Consider the following 21,077-nt stretch of genomic DNA (forward strand, 5'->3'; position numbering starts at 1 on the left):
GAGTATGGTAAAGAGCATTACCCTTATATGGTAGCCATGCATACATTGTTCATCATCTCAATTATTGCCGAATATATTTGGCGGGACGGTGCCGTAGTGAGCTACCCGCTTATCGTGTTCTTTTTTATACTGATTGTTGTAAAAGTGATCGTGATCTCCACCCTGGGCCATTACTGGAATACCAAAATTTACAAAGTGCCCGGTACCCGGCCTGTTGCTACCGGTATTTATAAATACATAAAACATCCCAATTATATGATAGTGATCTGCGAGATAGCCATTATCCCGCTGGCGTTTGGTTTGTACTATACGGCTATTGTGTTTACCATACTAAATGCTTTGATGCTTACCGTGCGTATAAAAAAGGAGAACGAGGTTTTGGCGATGTGAATATTTAACTGATTTGCTTTAGCTTAGCATATCAGTTAGAATCTATGCCAAACCCATTTGAAACCCTCTTCGCCGATTCGTTTGATACCTTTAGGGTGTTTGATAAACTCAGCATAAGCGAAATTGATAGCCCGCCTGCTCATTCGCCAAAGACTATCTGGCAAATTATAAATCATCTTACTGCATGGCAGGGCCACCAGCTTAAGCAACTGAGGAATATCTACGATAACTTACTGATAGACGAGGACGCTACCTGGATAGATGATATAAACGCAAGCACGCAGGCCGACCTGGATAGCAGGGTAAACCTCTTAGACGTACAGCTTGCCGGTGTGAAAGCCGAGATCCAAAAGTTTAACATGGCCGATGCTGGTATTATGCAAAAACTAAAGCTGGTGCAGGACCTATCCGTTCACTTATCCTTCCACGTTGGCGAGGTGGTTTTAATGCGCAGAATGACCGGAAATTACCCGTTACCGCACCAGATGAAAGACTTTTTAGGTTAATTAAGACGAAATTAATCGGTATGTTTGTGTAACAAAGCAGCGCATTTACCATCCAAAACAAACAAACTAAACAAATGAAACTAAAAATTATCACCGCAGTAGCAGCAACCGTATTGCTTTCTGCTTTCACCATCGTTACTTCTGAAAAAGACGTGATCGGCTCATGGAAAATTGACGACACATCAATTGATAAAACAGTAAAAAAGGTAATTGCTAAGGCCGTTGAAGCTAACCCCGGCGCCGAAGACCAGATAGAAGCACAGAAAGACATGATCGTTTCTATGGTACAGGGCATCAGGTTAAACATTAAAGCCGACCATACCTATGAAACTGTAAGCCCGCAAGGCAGCAAAGGCGGCAAATGGGCATTGACAGGTGAAGGTAAAACCATGGAATTTACAAAAGAAGATGGTACCGTACGTAAAGACGTTATACTTGAATCGTCTGCAACGCGCCTTAAAGTGATCAACGGTGACCTTGCCGATACTATCCTTTACGTTCACCCGAAACAATAAATAATTTTTATAAACAAAAAAGCCCTGCAGGTGTATCCGGCAGGGCTTTTTGTTTATAAGGGCGAGTTGTTATTGCTGCCCTATTATTGGTGCAAACTTGGTTGCATAGTCTTTTAGTTGTGCTTCCAGTTTATTGCTTATGGCGGTTTGCTTTGCTGTTTTGGCGTATTCGGCCATGCCGTTCAATACCTGCATGCTTATTTGCACGTCGCGTTGGTTTACACGGTTCATGTCGTCTTTAAGCAGGTAGGCATTATAGTCAAGCTGGTCTACCAAAAATTTATCAATGTTGTTCACAAATTTATTGCCCAGCGCGGTATCATTAAGCTGGTAGGCTATCTGCATTTGTGTAATACTTTAAGCGCCATATCGGGGTGGCCTTCATTTACAAGGTTATGTGCCAAATCTAAAAAAGTAGTCAGCAATACCGGGTAAAACATATTTGTTGATTCATGATCCAAATATTTGGCGGTTTTAAATTTGCCGTATTTAAACTTGTTCATCATGTTATCATACATCAGCAGGCTATTAGTTTTGCTTAGCTGATCGTGGTTAGCAGTATCGGCCTTTAAAGGTAACAGGCGGTAGGTAAAACCTTCCTTATACAGGTAAGGCTGTAAGCCAATCAGGTTGCTGTTGCCAATGGTAGTGGTAAAGCAAATAGGCCTTTTCCAGTTATTATGCGCCAGTATATCTATCAGGGCCAGGTTATCTTTAGTTACATAGTTTGAGGTGTATTTCCACTCAATGCTGCTGGCCAGTTTGTCTCTCTGCTCGGGGGTGATAACCTTGTTCTTCATCACATCATCGGGGTTAACGGTGATCTTGAAGTTTTTGGTAGGCAGGTAATTTACGCTTTCGCCGCCCTGGTTTTGTCCCTGCATGCTCTTGTCATCTGAGGTGATAAAATCAAATACCTCTTTCAGTTCAACGGGGCCGGCTATTTTGGCATCGTTATAATAGATCACATCCCTTACGCCATCTTTATACTTATCGTAAGGCATGGTAATAGGCAACGGTTCAGACGCGTTCATCTTTTTCTGCATCTGGCGGATGTACCAGTCGCCGCTAAACAGGCTCAGGTTAACAATACGTACATCCGGGCGGATGCCTTCTACTTCCTGATCGTACCATAACGAGTAGGTGTCGTTGTCGCCATAAGTAAACAATATAGCGTTTGGCGGGCATGATATAAGGTAGTTATACGCCATATCGTGCGGCGTCATCTTGGTAGAGCGGTCATGCCCCGGCCATTCTTTAACAGCCATCAGCACAGGGGCAACCAGCAGACAAATACCCGTAGCGATATATGCCGATGTACGCGCGTTTACTTTGCGGCGGATTCCGTCGGCAATGGCAATAACCGACAGGCCTATCCAGATAGCAAACGCATAGAACGAGCCCACATACGAGTAATCCCTTTCGCGCGGCTGCACACTTGGCTGGTTTACATATAACACCACCGCAAGCCCGGTAAAAAACCAAAGCAGGGCTATTATAAGCGCATCTTTCTTTTTACGCTCAATCTGGTAAATCATCCCTATTACACCCAAAATAAAAGGCAGGGCGTAAAGTGGGGTATAGGTAGGGCTATCTACAACAGATTTTGGCAGGTGCCTGCCACCGTCAAATATGCCGCTGGTCCAGTTGCCGTCAATACTTTCGGTACTTTGCTGGCCATCCTGGTCGTTATAACGGCCAACATAATTCCACAGAAAATAGCGGAAATACATCTGGTAGATCTGCCAGCTAAACATCCATTTCATGTTATCTGCAAAAGTTGGCGCCTGCCCTTCGGGTATTTGCAGCCAGCCACGGTAAAAACCTACGTCGCCGGCATCGGTGCTGTACATACGGGGCAAAATGGTGGTATGGTCGTATTTATAGTCAGATCGTTTACCTGCAACTTCATATTTATCTTTTCCTTTACGGTAAATGGTGCTGCCGTCGGTTTGGTCTACTACCTGGGCATCAAAGTACGGGCCGGTTAATAGCGGGTTTTCGCCATATTGGATACGGTTTAGGTAACCATACAGGGTAAAGGCGTTATCGGGGTGCGAGTTGTTCAGATTGGTGTTTGCCGATGCCCTGATAGGGATGTAAGCGAACGAACCGTACCCGAAATAGATGAACGCGATACACAAAAACGCCAGGTTTAACGTTGGCTTGTTTTTGCGGATACTGTATACGATGCCGGCAACAATACCGGCAATAAGTAATATGAAAAAGAAGAACGCGCCGCTGCCAAAGCCCAGCCCAAGCGAGTTGACGAAGAACAGATCAAAAAACGCGGCGAACTTAATAGTATATCCCCTGATGCCGTATTGTACAAAACCAAGTATGGCAATACTAACAAAGAAAGCGATAAAAGCACTTTTTACAGTTACGTTTTTATACCTGCGGAAGTAATATACCAGCGCTATAGCCGGTATAGTTAACAGGTTTAACAGGTGTATACCTATAGAAAGCCCCATAACGTAGGCAATAAATATGATCCATTTGTCGGCACCTGGCTCGTCTGCATGGGCATCCCATTTTAGTATGGCCCAAAATACTACGGCAATACAAAGTTGTGATAAGGCGAACACGATAGTTTCTACAGCCGAGAACCAGAATGTATCGGTGAAAGTAAAGGCCAGTGCACCAACTAAACCTGCGCCCATAATAACGGTGGTTGTCGCATCGCCAAAATCTTTTTCGCGGTTGGCCAGCAGCTTTTTGGCCATAGCGGTTATCGTCCAGAATAAGAACATAATGGCAGCGCCGCTTGCAATAGCCGACCCCATATTGGTAAAGTAAGGCACTTTAGTATTATCGCCCAGCGATAGCAGCGAAAAAACTTTACCCAGCATGGCAAACAAAGGGTAGCCCGGCTGGTGCGATACCTGCAGCCTGTATGCGCACGAAATAAATTCGCCGCAATCCCAAAAACTTACTGATGGTTCTAATGTTAAGATGTAGGTTGCTGACGCTATAACAAAGCAAAGCCAGCCAAAAAGGTTATTAATTTTATTGTATTGCATTCCTGAAAAGGTAAAATTAAGCGGGGCAAATATCAGTATTTTTTATAGGTATGGTAATATAATAAACCGCAACGTAAACAAATTTAACAGAATTTAACTGTTTGGTAAGGTTTATTGGTTCATTGGTGCAATTGAATAGATATTTATCAGCAAACTACTAACCAGGTATCCTTTTTAATCTAACTAAAGCTTAGATTCAATTTTAGAGTTTAGAATTTAGGGTTTTAGAATTTAAATAAATAACACTTATTTTGTTGAGTATGCAAAAAAACTATACAAAGCTGGCCGGTAAAACTATTTTGCTGTTGTGCGTAATCCTATTATCGGCGGCGGCAAGTAAGGCGCAATCGGTTTATTTACCGCAATCGTACCAGTTGTATCAAAAGTTTAATGCCGATATATATTCAAAAGGCAGCAGTTTGCATACCTCGCTACGCCCTTTTTTGATGGATAGCGCACTCACCACCAGGTATAACCAGCTGATGAGCGTTGGTGTAGACAGTACCCGTAAAAACTGGTTTCTGCGTAAAATATTTAACGAGCATTTAGTAGACGTTAAAGCTAAGGATTACACCTTTTACGGCGATATATTATTAGATAACACCTTCGGTAAAGATTTTAAGGATAAATCAACCGAGGCTATAAACTTTAAACCAATTGGCTTTGGCCCAAATGCCAGGATAGGTTTAAATACACGTGGTTTTCAGTTTGGCGGTACAGTAGGCACCAAATTCTCTTTTTATACCAGCGCGTTTGAAAACCAGGCAGCTTTTCCTGATTATTATACCGATTACGTAAAATCGATAGGGTTTATACCCGGCCAGGCGTATGACCGCGCAGCATCAAAAAGTTACCGCGATTACTCGTATGCTACAGCTATTATCTCATACACCCCCATCAAACAACTCAACATTACTTTAGGGCAGGATAAAACCTTTATTGGCGATGGTTACCGCTCGATCTTATTGTCGGACTATGCAGCCAATTACCCCTTACTGCGCCTTACCGCCAACGTAGGCAAAGTGCAGTATATGATGATGTGGGCCTACATGCAGGATATGAACCAGCCCAAATTTGATGGCTTTGGCAGTAACCGCCGTAAATGGGGCCTGTTTCATTATTTAGACTGGAACGTTACCAACAGCCTGTCGTTAGGGTTTTTTAATGCCTACATAGTGCCCGAGGCCGACGATCTGGGCAACCGCCGTGGTTTCGATGTTAACTTTATTAACCCCCTTGTTTTTGCAAGTGGCTTAGGCCCTTCATCGCAGCCGGGCAATGCTTTGGTCGGTTTTACAGGCAAATACAAAATATTCGATAAAACCGCTTTATACGGCCAGTTACTGATAGACCGCATTAAAGCTACCGATGCATTTAAAGGCAACACCAACGGCTACCAGGTGGGTGTCCGCGGGGCGGATATTTTCGGTGTAAAAGACCTGAACTATCTTGTTGAATACAATACCGTTAAACCATATACCTACGCCGATACCAAATCTATTAGCGCCTATACGTATTTCAGTCAGCCGCTTGGCGACCCGTTTGGCGCAAACTTCAGGGAACTGATCGGTATCATGAACTACTCGACGGGCAGGTTTGATTTCCAGGGGCAGCTGATGTATGCCAAATACGGGCTGGATGCCACCGGCGAAAATAACGGCAAGGACGTTACCAAGCCACTGGTGCCTACGGTTACTACAACCAGCGTAGGGCAGGGCATCAATACTAACCTTTACTATGCAGAAGGAACAGTATCTTTTTTGGTGAACCCTAAATACAACCTGCGTTTTGAACTGGGCGGTATCTATCGTAAAGAATCAAATAGCATAGGTACTAAAAACGCCGCTATTATTTCCTTCGGTTTAAGAAGCAGCTTCAGGAACTTGTATCACGATTTTTAAGGGTTGCTTATTTAATAAGCAATTGTCATTTCGAACGGGGGACGAGGAGAAACCTTGTTCAACTGACAGGTGGCGAACTTGTATAATGAACAAGATTTCTCTCTACGTTCGAAATGACACCGTTGTAATTAAGCCTCTGTGAACTTTGTGTCTTTTCCTCTGTGTTCTTTGTGGTTAAAATCTAAACCATAATCCAACAGAAATCTAAACCGATTTCCTTTGCAAACCCTTATCTTTGATATTCTATTTTAAATTATGGCTACAGAAGTTAAGTGCCCCAGCTGCGGACATAGTTTCCCTATTGAGGAAGTTATGGCCGAGGAATATAAGCAGCAGCTAAGGTTGAAAATGCAGGATTACACCCGCCAGAAAGAAGAAGAGTTTCAGAAAAAGGAGGCGGATTTTACCAATCGCGAGAAAAAGCAACAGGAAGCTTTTGAAGAGCGCCTTGCCGGCGAAAAGAAAGCCCTGCAATTAACGTTAGAAGAAAACCTGCGCAAATCCATCGCTTCAGATTTTGAGAACCAGTTGCTGATGCTGCAAAACTCTGTAACCGCCAGCGCCGAAAAGCTGAAGGAATCGCGCCAGAAAGAACTGGAGTTTTTACAGCGCGAGCAATCCCTCAAACAAAAGGAAGAAGAGATGGAGCTTGCCCTGCAGCGCAAGCTACAGGAGCAGCGTGCCGAACTAAGCGAGCAGATCCGTAAACAGGAAACCGAAAAATACAGTATCAAAGATACCGAACATCAGCTAAAGGTGAAGGAGATGGAAAAGCAACTGGAAGACCAGAAAAAACTGGTTGACGAGATGAAGCGCCGTGCCGAGCAGGGATCTATGCAGTTACAGGGTGAGGCGCAGGAGCTGATATTGGAGGAACAATTGCGCAGTTATTTCCCGTTCGATCTGATCAGCGAGGTGGGTAAGGGCGTTCGCGGGGCGGATTGTGTGCAAACTGTGCGCAACCAGTTTGGGCAGGAGTGCGGCCGTATTATTTACGAAAGTAAGCGCACCACTGCCTTTGGCGGCGATTGGATAGACAAATTAAAAAAAGACATGCGTGCCCAGGCAATTGATGTTGCTGTTATAGTAACCCAGTGCTACCCAAAGGGGATGGACTGCTTTGGCGAGAAGGATGGCGTATGGATATGTAGTTTTGATGAGGTAAAGGCCGTGTCATATATCCTGAGGGATGGTGTAATGAAACTGGCTAACCTGGCAAAAGCGCAGGATAACAAGGGCGATAAGATGCACCTGCTGTATGATTATCTAACCAGCAGCGAGTTTTCTGAACAATGGAAAGCCATCCGCGAGGGGTATATGAGCATGCGCGTATCTATCCAAAAAGAGCGCGACGCCATGGAAAAACTTTGGAAGGCCCGCGAGAAACAGCTGGAAAAAGTATTACTAAACGCTGCCCACATAAAAGGATCGATAGAAGGCATTGCCGGGACGGATGTGATACAGCTAAGCCTAGGCGACGAGGACGAAACCTTACTGCTTGAATAACATGCATACGCAAATCAATTTATTTACGTTTCTTAATACCAACCATAATATGTAATTTTAAGGCTTCATAGCTACTCACCCAATATACTTCCCGGTACTTTTATCATCCCGCTAAGTTTTTAGTATTCCTGTAATGATTAAAATTATACTGGCCGAAGGTCATAATGTCGTACGTAATGGTATAAAAGCCCTGTTAGAAAAAGAAAACGATATTGAAGTTATTGCCGAAGCAGGCAACGGCGAAAAAGTTTTAGAGCTGCTTAAAGAAGGTCATAATCCTGATATTATTATTACCGCCATCAACATGGCGCCGGTTACCGGGTTCGAACTGTTAACCCGGGTTAAACAAAGCCATCCCCAAATAAAGGTCATCATCCTGTCGCGGATGGATGGTATTGATAACATCCTGCATGCTTTTAAAGCAGGCGCAGCGGGTTATATGCTGAAAAGTATCGAAGCGGTTGAACTGATCTATGGCATCAGGCATATAGCTGCAACAAACGAAAGGTACCTGTGTAACGAGGTTGCTTTAACCTTGCTTGATAAGCTCCTTCAATCGGCAGTAAGCAATTCAAATATTGATGCAGCTAACATCGATATGTCAAACCGCGAAATAGAAGTACTCTCCTTGGTATCACAAGGGTTTACCAACCAGGAAATTGCCGATAAGCTTTTTACCAGTAAGCGTACTATAGAAAGCCACCGCCAAAACCTGGTAGAAAAAACGGGCACACGCAACACCGCAGCGCTTATTCGCTATGCCGTTTTAAACCGGATCATCGGTTAATAGCACCAGAATATTAATTTTAGAGAATTCTATTCTCTTAATAGGATAATACACCGTGTTTACCACTTAATATACCGTATTTATACGTACTGTGCGTGATATCCATTTGATGACCTTTATACTCTAATTAGTTGTATAGGAATTGTTCGTACCCACTCGTTAGTAATGATCCCAATTTCTGCAGGGATTAATAAAAAGCATTAACATACGTATTAACCTGCTCTGCGAAATGAATAAACGTTTACTAATAGTAGATAACGACATCGATGTGCTTGATGTGATGAAAGAAGTGTTTGAATACGAGGGTTTTGAGGTGAAGACATTATCGCGCACTGATGATATTTTTACGGATATAGCGGTATATGATCCGCATGTGGTGATGATAGATTATATTCTGGAGGGCATAAATGGCGGTGAACTTTGCCATCAAATAAAGCATAACGAAAAAACTGCTCACCTCCCGGTTATTATGGTATCGGCCTATACAAACGTATTGCATTCGCTTGGGCACTACGGCTATGATAGTTTTATAGCTAAACCATTTGATATAAACGATCTGGTAGCCGAGGTAAATAAATTCTGTTTAAGTACGGCGGAATGAAATACGTATTTAACACGCGTTTTAATGTTGTTAATACTAAACATAGTATTTTTTGGAAAGACAAGTTTTGCTTAGAAAAATTTAGCGAAGGGATAATGAATGCTTAGCAACTCCGGAATTAACAAAGTATTACTGCTGGGGCAAATAACCGGCGACCCTTTTATTAATAATACTAATAGAAGCGAAAACTACTTATGTTTTATGCTGGTAACTAACGAGGTTATAAAAAAGGGGGTAGATAATGTTGCGCATAACGAATATCATAGGATAAGAATGCCCGAAAAGTTATTGCAGCAGGAGTCCATAACTTTAGAAGAAGGGCAAACGATTTTTGTTGAGGGAAAAATTCATACAACAACTATAATTGACGAACAGCGGATAAAACGCTACAATCTGGAAATTGTTGCCAGTAAAGTAGAACTGATCAGCATAGTACCTGTTGTAATATAAAAACGCCGACGATTTGAGATGTTAAATATGGTGGCGATAGTTTGTCAGGAGTAGGATATATAAATAATTGATTATTAGATATTTGATAATGTTCACGTGTGTTCACGGCAGTGAACGTGAACACTTTTGACTGCCGTTCATTAACAAATTGCCATAGTGAGCCTGTCGAACCATTAGCCGTTGGGCGGGTTTTCGGTAAACCCAGACTACCAATACGATTAATACAAGCATTGTTACCTTACACCAAAAGCATTACTTTTGCCGTTCACTATTTACGGGAACTATCCCCGATAATCTATGGCCGATATATCAGCACTATCGCAACTGGCTTTACAGCTGCTGCAGCAATTAATATCCATACAATCATTCAGTAAAGAAGAAGACCGCACTGCCGATTTGATAGACCAGGTTTTACAGCAGCATGGTGTTAAAACCCATCGCAAGCTTAATAACATCTGGGCATGGAACAGGCATTTTGACGCATCAAAGCCAACCATCCTGCTCAACTCGCACCACGATACCGTTAAACCCAACAGTGGCTACACCCGCGACCCATATGACGCCAAAATAGAAGACGGCAAATTATACGGCCTGGGCAGCAATGATGCAGGTGGTTGCCTGGTATCGCTCATCGCGGTGTTTTTGCATTACTATGACCAGGAAAACCTGAAATATAACTTTTGCCTGGCTACCACAGCCGAAGAAGAGATCTCGGGCGTGAATGGCCTGGAACTGATTATCCCCGACCTTGGCGAATTGAGTTTTGGCATAGTAGGCGAACCCACCCTGATGGACCTCGCCATTGCCGAGCGCGGCCTGATGGTGCTGGATTGCACCGCTTACGGCAAAGCAGGCCACGCCGCCCGCGAGGAGGGCGAGAATGCCATTTACAAAGCACTGGCCGATATTGAATGGTTCCGCAACTTTAAGTTCCCGAAGGAATCGGAAGTGTTTGGGCCTATAAAAATGTCGGTAACTATTATCAACGCCGGTTCGCAGCACAACGTGGTACCTGCTACCTGTACCTTTACGGTAGATGTAAGGGTTACCGATGCCTACAAGAATGAAGAAGTGCTCGAGATCATCCGCCAGCATGTAAACTGCGAGGTAAAACCGCGCAGTATCCGTTTAAAACCATCATCAATAGATAAAAACCATCCATTTGTGCAGGCAGGTGTATCGCTTGGCCGCAAAACATACGGTTCGCCAACAACGTCAGACCAATCCCTGCTGGATATCTCATCCATCAAAATTGGCCCCGGCGATTCGGCACGTTCGCACATGGCCGATGAGTTTATCTATGTAGATGAAATAGGCCAGGGAATAGACCTGTATATCCAGATGCTGAGTAAGATCGTTTAGGGGGCATCATTTATTAATATCCGGCCTCGTTTTTTGGTTAACCGCCTAACTATTCCACCGGCAATATTTAGTATCAGCACAAATTGCGCGCTAACTGCAAAAAAGAGTAGTAGAGAATAAAGCCAGTAATTGGTTTTTGAACTTTGCAACCTGTACTGCTGGTTAATGTTAAAATAGATAATGGCGGCCAGTATAGGTAATATAGTTGCAAACGCATGCGCCCATATCAGTTTTTTAGATAGCAGGCGTTTTTTAATGAAGAGATATATCAGCCATATCAATAAAAGGAAACCCGAGAGCACGCGGTAAATAACGTTCGACCATATTACAACAGAAGTATTGTTAATATTTATGCCTGTACTTTTATTTGAGAAGAATGAAAATACAAGTAATACTATAGACGCTAAAGCAAATGTCTGGAACGGCCTTTTTTTTAAATTGAACGAGTAATACTTCGACGCTTTCATTATTCTGCCAAAATAACCTTCTGTTATTAAGTTAAATGAAGCAAATGGTCAACATAATATTATGGATTGGCTATTGGATGTTATGAGTTAGTATATACACGCTTTACGGTTTCCCGTAAAACGCATTTAATTCTATATTTGCAACATGAGCAAGCTATGGCAAAAAACCACGAACGTTGATAAGCTGGTAGAAAACTTTACTGTTGGCCGCGACCGCGAACTGGACAGGCAAATGGCCGCTTTTGATGTGCTGGGCTCGCTTGCGCATACTAAAATGCTGGAATCGATAGGCCTGATGGATGCCGCCGACCTGATGCTGGTGCAGCAGGAGCTGAAAAATCTTTATCTGGAGATAGAACATGATAATTTTGAGATAGAGCCGGACGTAGAGGATGTGCACTCGCAAGTGGAGATGCTGCTTACCCGCCGCATTGGCGAAGCCGGTAAAAAGATCCACAGCGGCCGCTCGCGTAATGACCAGGTTTTGGTTGATCTGAAACTCTTTTTCCGTCACCAGCTGCAACAGGTGGTTAATGAAACCGATTCCCTTTTTCGCCAGTTGATACAACTGAGCGAGCAACATAAGGATGTTTTACTGCCGGGTTACACGCATTTGCAGGTAGCTATGCCATCGTCTTTCGGGCTGTGGTTTGGTGCTTATGCCGAGGGACTGGTTGACGACCTTGAAATGGTTTTGGCCGCCTGGAAGATCACCAATAAAAACCCACTGGGCTCGGCAGCGGGTTATGGCTCGTCGTTCCCGTTGAACAGGACGATGACCACCCAGCTTTTAGGTTTCGAAAGTTTAAACCATAACGTAGTTTACGCACAAATGGGCCGTGGTAAAACCGAGCGTGTAATAGCGCAGGCTTTATCATCCATAGCGGCAACACTGGCTAAAATGGCAATGGATCAGTGCCTGTACCTTAGCCAGAACTTCGCCTTTGTAAGCTACCCCGAAAACCTGACCACCGGCAGCAGCATTATGCCGCACAAAAAGAACCCGGATGTTTGGGAGATAATGCGCGGTAAATGTAACCGCCTGCAAGCCCTGCCAAACGATGTTGCCCTGATGACCACCAACCTGCCATCGGGCTACCATCGCGAGTTACAACTGCTGAAAGAATTATTATTCCCGGCTTTTGCCGACCTGATAGACTGCCTGCAAATGGCCACCTTTATGCTGCAAAACATCAGCGTAAACAAAAATATACTGGATGACCCTAAGTACACTTACCTGTTTAGTGTAGAGGAGGTGAATAAGTCGGTACTGAATGGTACACCATTCCGTGATGCTTACAAGCAAATAGGTTTGGATATTGAACAGGGTAACTTTAATCCTGATAAAACAGTTAACCATACCCACGAGGGGAGCATAGGCAACCTGCAAAACCAGCAGATAACCGAAGCTATGGATAAAGTGATCAGCAGTTTCGACTTTAAAAAGGTTGAAGATGCGATTAGCTGGCTGGTGAAGTAAATAGGTTTAATCAATAGGAACCGGTGTAATCATAAACAATATGCACGGACGTAACAGAGCAGACATATATCCCGGTCTGGAAGTAGATATCATCCTGAAGAAGGATCAACGCAGTGGCAAGCTTACGCGTGGCTTGGTGAAAGATCTGCTCACCAGTGCCTCTTATCACTCCCGTGGCATAAAAGTACGACTGGAAGACGGGCAGGTAGGCCGTGTTGCAGAAATAGTGGAAGAAGACTAATTTTAGTTGATTCTTCATACTTGATAGTTCATAGCCGAATGTATATTTGATAAACATAACTATCAACCATCAACTATAAGCTAATGCAGCGTGTAACCGAACCCAAAAAGAATTTCCTGCTTCGCCTTGATGCGCATTACAGATTATACCTATCATTGCTGATCGGGGCTATCACTTTCTTTTTTGTTAGGCATAACCCATCGGTGCCTGCTGTAACCTTAATCGTCTGGATAGCGATCGCATCAAGCATCATTATATTAGATTGGGTAATTATTATTTGGGCACACCCTAAAGACATTCGCAAAATTGCCAGTCTGGAAGATAGCAGCCGGGTAATGATATTCGTTTTTGTGATGGCGGCATCGCTGGTAAGTTTAGTGGCCATATTACTGCTGCTAAAATCAACCAAAGGGGCGCCAGACGATACAGTTGCCGGTTACATATTACTTGCTATGGCAGCGGTTATTGTATCATGGTGGATGGTGCATACGGTATTTACACTGCGTTATGCACACTTATACTATAATACAGATGATGGTAAGAAAACACCAATGGGTGGCCTGGAATTTCCGGGTGGTGAAAAAAGCCCGGATTATCTTGATTTTGTATACTTCTCCTTTGTGGTAGGCATGACTTTCCAGGTATCCGATGTGGAGATTTCCTCCAAACACATCCGCCGCCTGGCCTGGGCACATGGGCTCATCGCATTTGCGTTTAATACAGCTATAGTAGCTTTGAGTATCAATGTAATATCGGGACTGGTATCGAAGTAAGTACTGCTTAACCTCCTAAACCGTCATTGCGAGGTACGAAGCAATCTCAAGACTATGCATAATCGATGTACTATCGGGAGATTGCTTCGTACCTCGCAATGACGCGCGTTTATTCATCCTCTATTTTAGAGTGTTTCTGCGTATCGTTCATGGTAACGTAGATCACCAGCGATATCATAATACACCCTGTAACATACCAGAAAAACCAATTTTCGTGGCCGGCTTCTTTAAACAGTAGCGCAATATACTCTGCCGAACCGCCAAAAACTGATACCGCAATAGCATAAGGGAAGCCAACACCCAACGCACGGATATGCGCCGGGAAAAGTTCGGCCTTAACAACCGCGTTTATAGCCGTATAGTTGCTCACAATAAGCAGTGCCAGCATGATCAGCCCAAAAGCAACCCAAAAGTTGTGTGTTACGCTCAGGTAGGTAAAAATGGGTACAGTGGTAAGTGTGCCCAATATGCCAAAGGTTTTCAGCATGGGCTTGCGGCCTATCCTGTCGGATATATAGCCGTACAGGGGCTGTATCAGCATAAAAACAATAAGGGTAAGGCTCGATATCAGTGTAGCTTCATACTTGCTGAAACCGTTGGTGTTCACCAAAAACTTTTGCATGTAGGTAGTAAAAGTATAAAAGGCCACTGTGCCGCCAATGGTAAGGCCAATAACCGTAAGTACCGCGCGCGGATGCTCGGCCAGCGCACGTAACGAACCACGGGCATTTTTATGTTTATCTTCTTTTTTATCAAGTGTTACCGATTCCTGTAAGCTTCTGCGCAGGTACATTACTATAATAGCCAACGCAGCACCAATGCCGAACGGGATGCGCCATCCCCATGAGTGTAATTGCGCCTCGGTCAGGAAAACGCGTTGCAATAATATCAGCACCGCAAGGGCAAGCAGCTGCCCCATTATTAAGGTTACATATTGAAAGCTGGAATAAAAACCGCGATCTTTTTTAGTGGCCATCTCGCTCAGGTAAGTGGCGCTGGTGCCATATTCGCCACCAACGCTAAGGCCCTGAATAATGCGGGCTAATACCAGCAATATAGGGGCTGCAATGCCAATATGTTTGTAATCGGGGGTAATAGCTATAATTAACGATCCGGCACTCATTAACAATACCGAGAAGGTAAGCGCTGTTTTACGGCCGCGTTTGTCGGCAAAAGTGCCCATTAGCCAGCCACCTATAGGACGCATTAAAAAACCAATAGCAAAGATGCCCGCTGTATTAAGCAATTGTACGGTAAGGTTTCCCTTTGGGAAAAATGAGCCTGCAAAATAAAGGGAGAAGGCCGAGTACACATACCAATCGTACCATTCAACCAAATTCCCTAATGATCCACCGACTATTGACCATACTCGGCTTTGGGTAGTTTGTGGTTCAGATATGGTTGTAGAAGTCATTATGATTGGTTTTGGTGCAAGATAATGATAAATTCCTTTTTGTCATCCCGAACGTAGTGAAGCATTTAAGTACCCATATGCATCTCGCCAATAGATCCTCTAATACGTTCATAATGACAAATAAAATTGGCGTCGTTCCCACAAATTTCTTACCTTCCCTTATGCTTTTCACTGAGGATTTTCTGCATTACGTTTGGAAGTTTCGCTTGTTTAACGGGATAAACCTGCGCACAACCGAAGGTGAAGAGCTGGAGGTTTATTCATCAGGGTTACACAACACCCACGCCGGGCCCGATTTTCAGAACGCGCGCATCCGTATTGGCGAAACTACCTGGGCAGGTAATGCCGAACTACACCTTTCCTCGTCAGACTGGCAACGGCATGGGCACACTACCGATAACGCTTATGATAATGTGATACTGCACGTGGTTTACCGCGATGACGAGCCTTTGATTCGTACCGATGGCCGCCGCGTACCCACGCTTGAATTGAAAGATCGCATCTCGCCAGATCTGTACAATCGCTACCATCATCTGGTATTCGGCAATCAAACCATCATCCCTTGCGAGGCTACAATTGCCACGGTGGATGGCCTCACTATGCAAAACTGGCTGACAAGGATACTGGTAGAGCGCCTGGAAAAACGATCTGAAGCGGTGGTGGCAGCTTTAGAAAATAATCGCGGCGATTGGGAAGAAACCTTCTATCAATTTTTGGCGGCAAACTTTGGTTTTAAAACCAATGCCCTGCCGTTCGAACTTATGGCAAAATCGTTGCCGCAAAGCATCCTGGCCAAGAATAAGAATAATGCGATGCAGATAGAAGCCCTGATATTCGGACAAGCCGGTTTTCTTGCGGACGACCTGCAGGACGATTATCCGCGCAGCCTGAAAAAAGAATATGATTATCTGGCCAAAAAATACAGCCTGCAACCTATAGAAAACCACCTGTGGAAATTCCTGCGGATGCGGCCACAAAACTTCCCTACCATACGGCTGGCGCAATTTGCAGCGCTTGTTATGCAATCAAATCACCTGTTTTCGAAGGTGCTTGAGATCCGTGAAGTTAAAGACCTGCGCTACTTATTTGCCAACATCAAAGTGAACGAATATTGGGAAACGCACTACCGGTTTGATAAAGAATCGACCCCGGCAGGTAAAAGTTTGGGTACCGGTTCTATAGATACTATACTGCTAAATACCGTGGTGCTTTTTCTGTTTAGCTACGGCAGGCACATGAAATTGCAGCATTTTGTGAGCCGGGCATTAAAATTGCTTGAGAATATACCGGCAGAGCAGAATAATATTACCACAGATTTTGCTAACTTAGGGGTGAATATTAAAACTGCTTTTGAATCGCAGGCTTTGCTGGAGCTGAAAAATAATTATTGCGATTATAAGAAATGCCTGCAATGCGGCGTTGGTATTAAGATATTAAAACCCAACTGATATGTTACAACGGATCATCACCTTTTTTGAGCGCTACTCCTTTGGGGTATGTACTTACCTGGGCGAGCGTTTTAATATTTCTATCGCCAAGATCAGGTTATTCTTTATCTACTCGTCGTTCCTGGCGGTTGGTTTTCCCTTGATATTCTATTTCTTTGCCGGCATCGTGCTGGATATCCGCAATTTTGTAAAGCGCAAACGCACCCGTGCGTTAGATATGTAATCAATTCATTTTTAGATTGTCATTTCGAACGTAGAGAGAAATCTTGTTCGAGGTGCATAGCGAACTTTGCATAATGAACAAGATTTCTCCTCGTACCTCGTTCGAAATGACAACGTGGGAAAGAGCAAATGCCCGCGCAAGTTTAGCATAGCGTAACTTGTGTGAAAGCATAATGCAAGCTTTCAGCTAGCGTCAGCAATTTGTGTTTAATCAAACAACCCCTTATCCTTACCAATAAATTGCGGGCGGTGTACATTAACATTCAACTTCGCATTCAGTTTTTCTATCACATAATCGCATAACTCGGGCGAATACCGCTCATCGTGCTGGTGCATAAAAAACCAAACGGATTGCAGGCCTTGTTGTTTCCAATCGGCAATGCGGTCAACCCATTCGTCGCAGCGCGCGTAATCTGTTGGGTGCAGGCTGTTACCTACAAAGCGTATAAAGGCATGCGGGGTAGGCAGCATCATGTGTAAGCAATCGCGGCGGCCTGTGGCGTCTGTGAGTATCGATCCAATATTCAATTGCTTAAACAGGTTAAAAACAGCATCACGATTTTCCGGTACGGCAAACCAATCTTTGTGACGCAGTTCAACAAACACGGGCACATCGGTTGGTAGTTGTTCCAGATAGGCGGTAAGTTCAGGTAAACTTTTGGGCGTAAAGTTATCGCTCAGTTGCAAAAACAGCGGGCCAAGTTTATCGCCAAAGGCCATAATGCCTTCGTAATAACTCGTGGTCACATCCTCGGCATTTTTTAACCTGCGGATATGGCTGATGCTTTGTGAAAACTTTGGGCAAAACTTAAACGCCGGGTTGGTATCAGCCTTTTGTTTCCATTTGCCAATGGTATCCGGGCCATAAACCTGGTAAAAGGTGGCGTTCAGCTCAATGCAGTTAAAGTGCTTTACGTATTCATCCAAAAAATTCGCGTCTTTGGTTTTTGGCGGATAGATCTTGCCCACCCATTCCTTACGGCCCCACTTGGCGCAGCCCACGTGTACCTGCAATGGCTTGCTTTTATCGGCTGCGGCTAATGTTTCTTTGGTAAACGCCTGGTCGGGCGGTAGGGTAAAATCTATAAAGGGGAGTTCCTCGTCGGTTACGCGGCCAAATTCCATAGTAATATATTTAGTGTAGCAAGATAAGATATTAATACAATCGCCCTAAAAATTGGTTTAATAAAAAAGCGGGATGGTTCAAAAAGAACCACCCCGCTTTTTCTAAGGTATGATCGAGAGGTAACTACTCACCACTCACCCAATCAACCATTCACCAAACTACAAAAACATCCCGCCCGATGCTTCAATGCGCTGCGCGTTTATCCAGCGGGCGTCTTCGGTACATAAAAATGCGATCACACCACCAATATCATCCGGCTGGCCGGGGCGACCTAATGCAGTTATTGAGGAGATAAATTCATGCATTTTGGGGTGACTCTCAAACGCCCTCTTAGTAAAATCAGTTTCGATGATACCCGGTGCTACCAAATTTGCAGCAATACCACGGCTGCCCAGTTCTTTAGCCAGGTATTTGGTAAATACCTCAATAGCGCCTTTCATAGAAGCATAAGCTGCATAACCCGGTGTGGCAAAACGGGTAAGCCCTGTTGATAGGTTAATGATACGGCCACCATCGGCAATGGTTTCTAAAAGCGTTTGCGTTAAAAAGTAAACGCCCTTAAAGTGAACGTTAAACAGGTTGTCGAAATCTTCTTCGGTAGTTTTGGCAAATGGCGATGCGGCATCAATACCGGCATTATTTATCAGAAAATCGAAAGTGTCCCTATTCCATTTTTGTTGCAGGGTAGTGGTTAGCTCTTTTTTAAATGCATCAAAGGTTTTTATTTTTGAAGTATCTAACTGTAAAGCCGCGGCTTTTAAGCCCTGTGCTTCAATTTCTTTCACAACCTCGTCGGCTTCTTCTTTTTTACTACGGTAGGTAATGATCACATCATTACCATTTTTGGCCAGTTTTAAAGCAGAGTTTTTACCAAGGCCCCTGCTTCCGCCTGTTATTAATGCTATTTTGTTTGTGCTCATTTTGTTATGTGTTTTAATACATTACAAAGTTGCACGTAAAACGTTGCCAAAAAATGGTGACAGTTACAGATTAAATGGTGAACAGTACAGTATTTTTAATGCGGATGGTGCTTTTTTAACCACAAAGAACACAAAGGGAGAAACACAAAGCTCACAGAGGTCTGTCTCAGCGGTCTCTGCGCAAGCCTCTGCTAACTCTGTGGTTAAATTATAGCGAGTAAGTTTTTTAACCACGAAGAACACAAAGGGAGAAACATAAAGTTTACTGAGGCTTATCTCAGTGGTCTCTGGGCAACCTCTGCTACCTCTGTGGTTAAGGTATTAATTAATGTAACGCTTCCTCAAATACCCTTTCCTTATACTCCTTTGGCGTTACCCCTTCAAATCGTTTAAAAAACTTGGTGAAGTTAGATGCATCAAACGTAAGCTTAAAGGCCACTTGCTTAATGGGGACGTTTTGCTGCAGCATTTCTTTAGCCAGTGCCATTATTTTCTCTTCGAAATAAAAGCATGGCGATTTGCCCGTAGTTTGTTTGATGGTATTGGTTAAATGGGTAGGGTGGATGTGCAAAATGCCTGCAATATCGCGGATCTCGAACATTTCGGTAACGCGCTCCTGCATCACATCATCCAGGTGCTTGTCAACTTCTTTTATGAAGTCGGCAAAGATCTCGTGCCTGCGGGTAAATATTTTCTTGGGGATGGGAGTTGGCATATTGTAAAATTAAGTATTTTATTACTTATTCAATTATGACACATAAAAGGTTGGAATGCCCGGTTGTAAATCGAGTTGTCAGTGCCTCAGTTATAAAACGCGAATGATTTTAAAACAAAGTGTTTTTAGTTTTATATTCGGTCTTTATATCAATTTAATATGTCTTTAAACCTTACAATCCGATTGTGTTTATTTCTTTGTTTTACAAATTTTTGCAGCAATGCACAAACGGTAGATACTATTTGGCTCAATAGCAAATGGGAAAAATCTACAAAAGCAGAAAGTGTTTATCATAGGGTGATTCAAAAATCATCTGACCTGAAATCATATTTGATAAGTGATTACTATAATACTGGCGAAATCCAAATGAGGGGCACGTATTCGTCCTTAGATCCGGAAGTTAAGGATGGACAATTTACATGGTGGTTTAAAAATGGGCAAAAAAGAGCTGAAACTCTTTATAAGGATAGAAATGCAATAAAGGAAATTAAATGGGATGAGACAGGTAAAGTGACTTTTAGGCGCGAGCTTGTAGATATAACCCATACTGAAGATGGTAAAAAAGTGAAAACAAAAGCATATCTGGATGTTGCACCTGAGTTTGAAGGTGGAATGAGTGCTGTTAATAAATTTATAGATAAGAATTTTAGATATCCTGCACAGCTTCAAGAAAATCAACCTCATGGGAAAATTATTGTTGGTTTGGCTATAGATACTAATGGAAAAGTTATTAATGTACATATTGAGCAAGGCCTTGATCCTTTGCTGGATGCCGAAGCGATGCGCGTGGTCAAAAAACTTCCTGATTGGAAACCAGGCATCTTAAATGGAAAGCCGATTACTATTAGTATGACTATTCCTATAAACCTTTAAGATGTTAAGGTAACACGATTGGAGGCACTGTTTTATAACTATGCAAACAAGTCGTGCTTAAACATTGGCGCAACCCGTTTTTTTGAAGCCTGTTCATAAGCATAGGCCAAACTTATCAGTTTGCCTTCATCCCAGGCGGTCCCTACAAAAGACAGGCCCATAGGCAAGTCATGCCAGGCACCCATTGGTACTGTGATATGCGGATAACCGGCCATGGCGGCAGGCCCCGAAAATGAGAACCCGTTATCATAATCGCCGTTGATCAGATCAATACAAACCGCGAAACCGTTGGTTGGTGCAATTAAGGCGTCAAGTTTGTTTTCCTGTAGCAAACCGTCTATCCCCTGCCTGCTAAGC

At 43.5% G+C, this 21,077-nt stretch carries 22 protein-coding genes and 1 pseudogene; 15 read left to right on the top strand and 8 right to left on the bottom strand.

The window, feature by feature from the left end:
• From WC615_RS14290 to WC615_RS14300, 3 genes are all read left to right on the top strand, one after another.
• Positions 1-390: isoprenylcysteine carboxylmethyltransferase family protein (locus tag WC615_RS14290; protein WP_372978768.1), on the top strand; the 390-nt coding region annotated here is incomplete at its 5' end.
• 44 nt (positions 391-434) lie between these two features.
• Positions 435-896 carry a hypothetical protein gene (locus tag WC615_RS14295; RefSeq protein WP_372978769.1) on the top strand — a complete coding sequence of 154 codons (462 nt, stop codon included), beginning with the start codon at positions 435-437 and terminating at the stop codon, positions 894-896.
• A gap of 74 nt (positions 897-970) precedes the next feature.
• Positions 971-1,411, top strand: coding sequence for a hypothetical protein (locus WC615_RS14300; protein ID WP_191174031.1), 441 nt, complete (start codon positions 971-973; stop codon positions 1,409-1,411).
• 69 nt (positions 1,412-1,480) lie between these two features.
• Here WC615_RS14300 and WC615_RS14305 read toward each other — a convergent pair whose 3' ends face one another.
• Together WC615_RS14305 and WC615_RS14310 are read right to left on the bottom strand one after the other, a co-directional pair.
• Positions 1,481-1,756: a hypothetical protein gene (locus WC615_RS14305; protein WP_372978770.1), complete on the bottom strand. Its 276-nt coding sequence runs from the start codon at positions 1,754-1,756 to the stop codon at positions 1,481-1,483.
• Positions 1,747-4,434 carry a DUF2723 domain-containing protein gene (locus WC615_RS14310; protein WP_372978771.1) on the bottom strand — a complete coding sequence of 896 codons (2,688 nt, stop codon included), beginning with the start codon at positions 4,432-4,434 and terminating at the stop codon, positions 1,747-1,749. Before WC615_RS14310 ends, WC615_RS14305 begins: the two co-directional genes overlap by 10 nt.
• Positions 4,435-4,694: 260 nt before the next feature.
• Between WC615_RS14310 and WC615_RS14315 the strand changes: the two genes are divergently transcribed.
• From WC615_RS14315 to WC615_RS14340, 6 genes are all read left to right on the top strand, one after another.
• The gene (locus WC615_RS14315) at positions 4,695-6,335 is read left to right on the top strand and encodes a gliding motility protein RemB (protein WP_372978772.1); all 1,641 of its coding nucleotides are present in this window, start codon (positions 4,695-4,697) and stop codon (positions 6,333-6,335) included.
• 255 nt (positions 6,336-6,590) lie between these two features.
• Entirely contained in the window at positions 6,591-7,841 is a 1,251-nt protein-coding gene (locus WC615_RS14320; RefSeq protein WP_372978773.1) for a DUF2130 domain-containing protein, read from the top strand.
• 133 nt (positions 7,842-7,974) lie between these two features.
• Entirely contained in the window at positions 7,975-8,628 is a 654-nt protein-coding gene (locus tag WC615_RS14325) for a response regulator (protein ID WP_372978774.1), read from the top strand.
• 229 nt (positions 8,629-8,857) lie between these two features.
• A complete protein-coding gene (locus WC615_RS14330; protein ID WP_372978775.1) occupies positions 8,858-9,229 on the top strand; it encodes a two-component system response regulator in 372 nt (123 codons plus the stop codon).
• 99 nt (positions 9,230-9,328) lie between these two features.
• Positions 9,329-9,679: a single-stranded DNA-binding protein gene (locus WC615_RS14335; RefSeq protein WP_372978776.1), complete on the top strand. Its 351-nt coding sequence runs from the start codon at positions 9,329-9,331 to the stop codon at positions 9,677-9,679.
• A 297-nt stretch (positions 9,680-9,976) separates the two neighbouring features.
• The gene (locus WC615_RS14340) at positions 9,977-11,041 is read left to right on the top strand and encodes a M20 family metallo-hydrolase (protein ID WP_372978777.1); all 1,065 of its coding nucleotides are present in this window, start codon (positions 9,977-9,979) and stop codon (positions 11,039-11,041) included.
• Here WC615_RS14340 and WC615_RS14345 read toward each other — a convergent pair.
• A complete protein-coding gene (locus WC615_RS14345; RefSeq protein ID WP_372978778.1) occupies positions 11,038-11,508 on the bottom strand; it encodes a hypothetical protein in 471 nt (156 codons plus the stop codon). The genes WC615_RS14340 and WC615_RS14345 overlap by 4 nt on opposite strands.
• A 145-nt stretch (positions 11,509-11,653) precedes the next feature.
• Here WC615_RS14345 and argH point away from each other — a divergent pair, with 145 nt between their 5' ends.
• The 3 genes from argH (at position 11,654) to WC615_RS14360 (ending at position 14,002) form a co-directional block, all read left to right on the top strand.
• On the top strand, positions 11,654-12,988 hold the full coding sequence (argH, locus tag WC615_RS14350; protein WP_372978779.1) for an argininosuccinate lyase: 1,335 nt from the start codon (positions 11,654-11,656) through the stop codon (positions 12,986-12,988).
• Positions 12,989-13,028: 40 nt separating this feature from the next.
• Positions 13,029-13,229, top strand: a complete 201-nt coding sequence (locus WC615_RS14355; protein ID WP_372978780.1) for a YwbE family protein — start codon at positions 13,029-13,031, stop codon at positions 13,227-13,229.
• 83 nt (positions 13,230-13,312) lie between these two features.
• Positions 13,313-14,002 carry a DUF1345 domain-containing protein gene (locus WC615_RS14360; protein WP_372978781.1) on the top strand — a complete coding sequence of 230 codons (690 nt, stop codon included), beginning with the start codon at positions 13,313-13,315 and terminating at the stop codon, positions 14,000-14,002.
• 109 nt (positions 14,003-14,111) lie between these two features.
• Here WC615_RS14360 and WC615_RS14365 read toward each other — a convergent pair whose 3' ends face one another.
• The gene (locus WC615_RS14365) at positions 14,112-15,416 is read right to left on the bottom strand and encodes an MFS transporter (RefSeq protein WP_372978782.1); all 1,305 of its coding nucleotides are present in this window, start codon (positions 15,414-15,416) and stop codon (positions 14,112-14,114) included.
• A 161-nt stretch (positions 15,417-15,577) separates the two neighbouring features.
• Here WC615_RS14365 and WC615_RS14370 point away from each other — a divergent pair, with 161 nt between their 5' ends.
• Both WC615_RS14370 and WC615_RS14375 read left to right on the top strand, forming a co-directional pair.
• On the top strand, positions 15,578-16,864 hold the full coding sequence (locus WC615_RS14370; RefSeq protein ID WP_372978783.1) for a DUF2851 family protein: 1,287 nt from the start codon (positions 15,578-15,580) through the stop codon (positions 16,862-16,864).
• Between the two features lies 1 nt (position 16,865).
• Positions 16,866-17,087: a PspC domain-containing protein gene (locus WC615_RS14375; protein ID WP_067063748.1), complete on the top strand. Its 222-nt coding sequence runs from the start codon at positions 16,866-16,868 to the stop codon at positions 17,085-17,087.
• Between the two features lie 206 nt (positions 17,088-17,293).
• Here WC615_RS14375 and WC615_RS14380 read toward each other — a convergent pair whose 3' ends face one another.
• The 3 genes from WC615_RS14380 to WC615_RS14390 form a co-directional block, all read right to left on the bottom strand.
• Positions 17,294-18,211, bottom strand: a complete 918-nt coding sequence (locus WC615_RS14380; RefSeq protein ID WP_372978784.1) for a DUF72 domain-containing protein — start codon at positions 18,209-18,211, stop codon at positions 17,294-17,296.
• Positions 18,212-18,370: 159 nt separating this feature from the next.
• Entirely contained in the window at positions 18,371-19,132 is a 762-nt protein-coding gene (locus tag WC615_RS14385) for an SDR family oxidoreductase (RefSeq protein ID WP_372978785.1), read from the bottom strand.
• A gap of 325 nt (positions 19,133-19,457) precedes the next feature.
• Positions 19,458-19,847 carry a helix-turn-helix domain-containing protein gene (locus WC615_RS14390; protein WP_372978786.1) on the bottom strand — a complete coding sequence of 130 codons (390 nt, stop codon included), beginning with the start codon at positions 19,845-19,847 and terminating at the stop codon, positions 19,458-19,460.
• Positions 19,848-20,006: 159 nt separating this feature from the next.
• Between WC615_RS14390 and WC615_RS14395 the strand changes: the two genes are divergently transcribed.
• Positions 20,007-20,720: a TonB family protein gene (locus tag WC615_RS14395; protein WP_372978787.1), complete on the top strand. Its 714-nt coding sequence runs from the start codon at positions 20,007-20,009 to the stop codon at positions 20,718-20,720.
• Between the two features lie 38 nt (positions 20,721-20,758).
• Here the strand turns inward: WC615_RS14395 and WC615_RS14400 are convergent.
• Positions 20,759-21,077, bottom strand: a pseudogene (locus tag WC615_RS14400) (amidase); the annotation flags it as partial.

This window comes from Mucilaginibacter sp. (genome assembly GCF_041663085.1).
Classification (GTDB): domain Bacteria; phylum Bacteroidota; class Bacteroidia; order Sphingobacteriales; family Sphingobacteriaceae; genus Mucilaginibacter.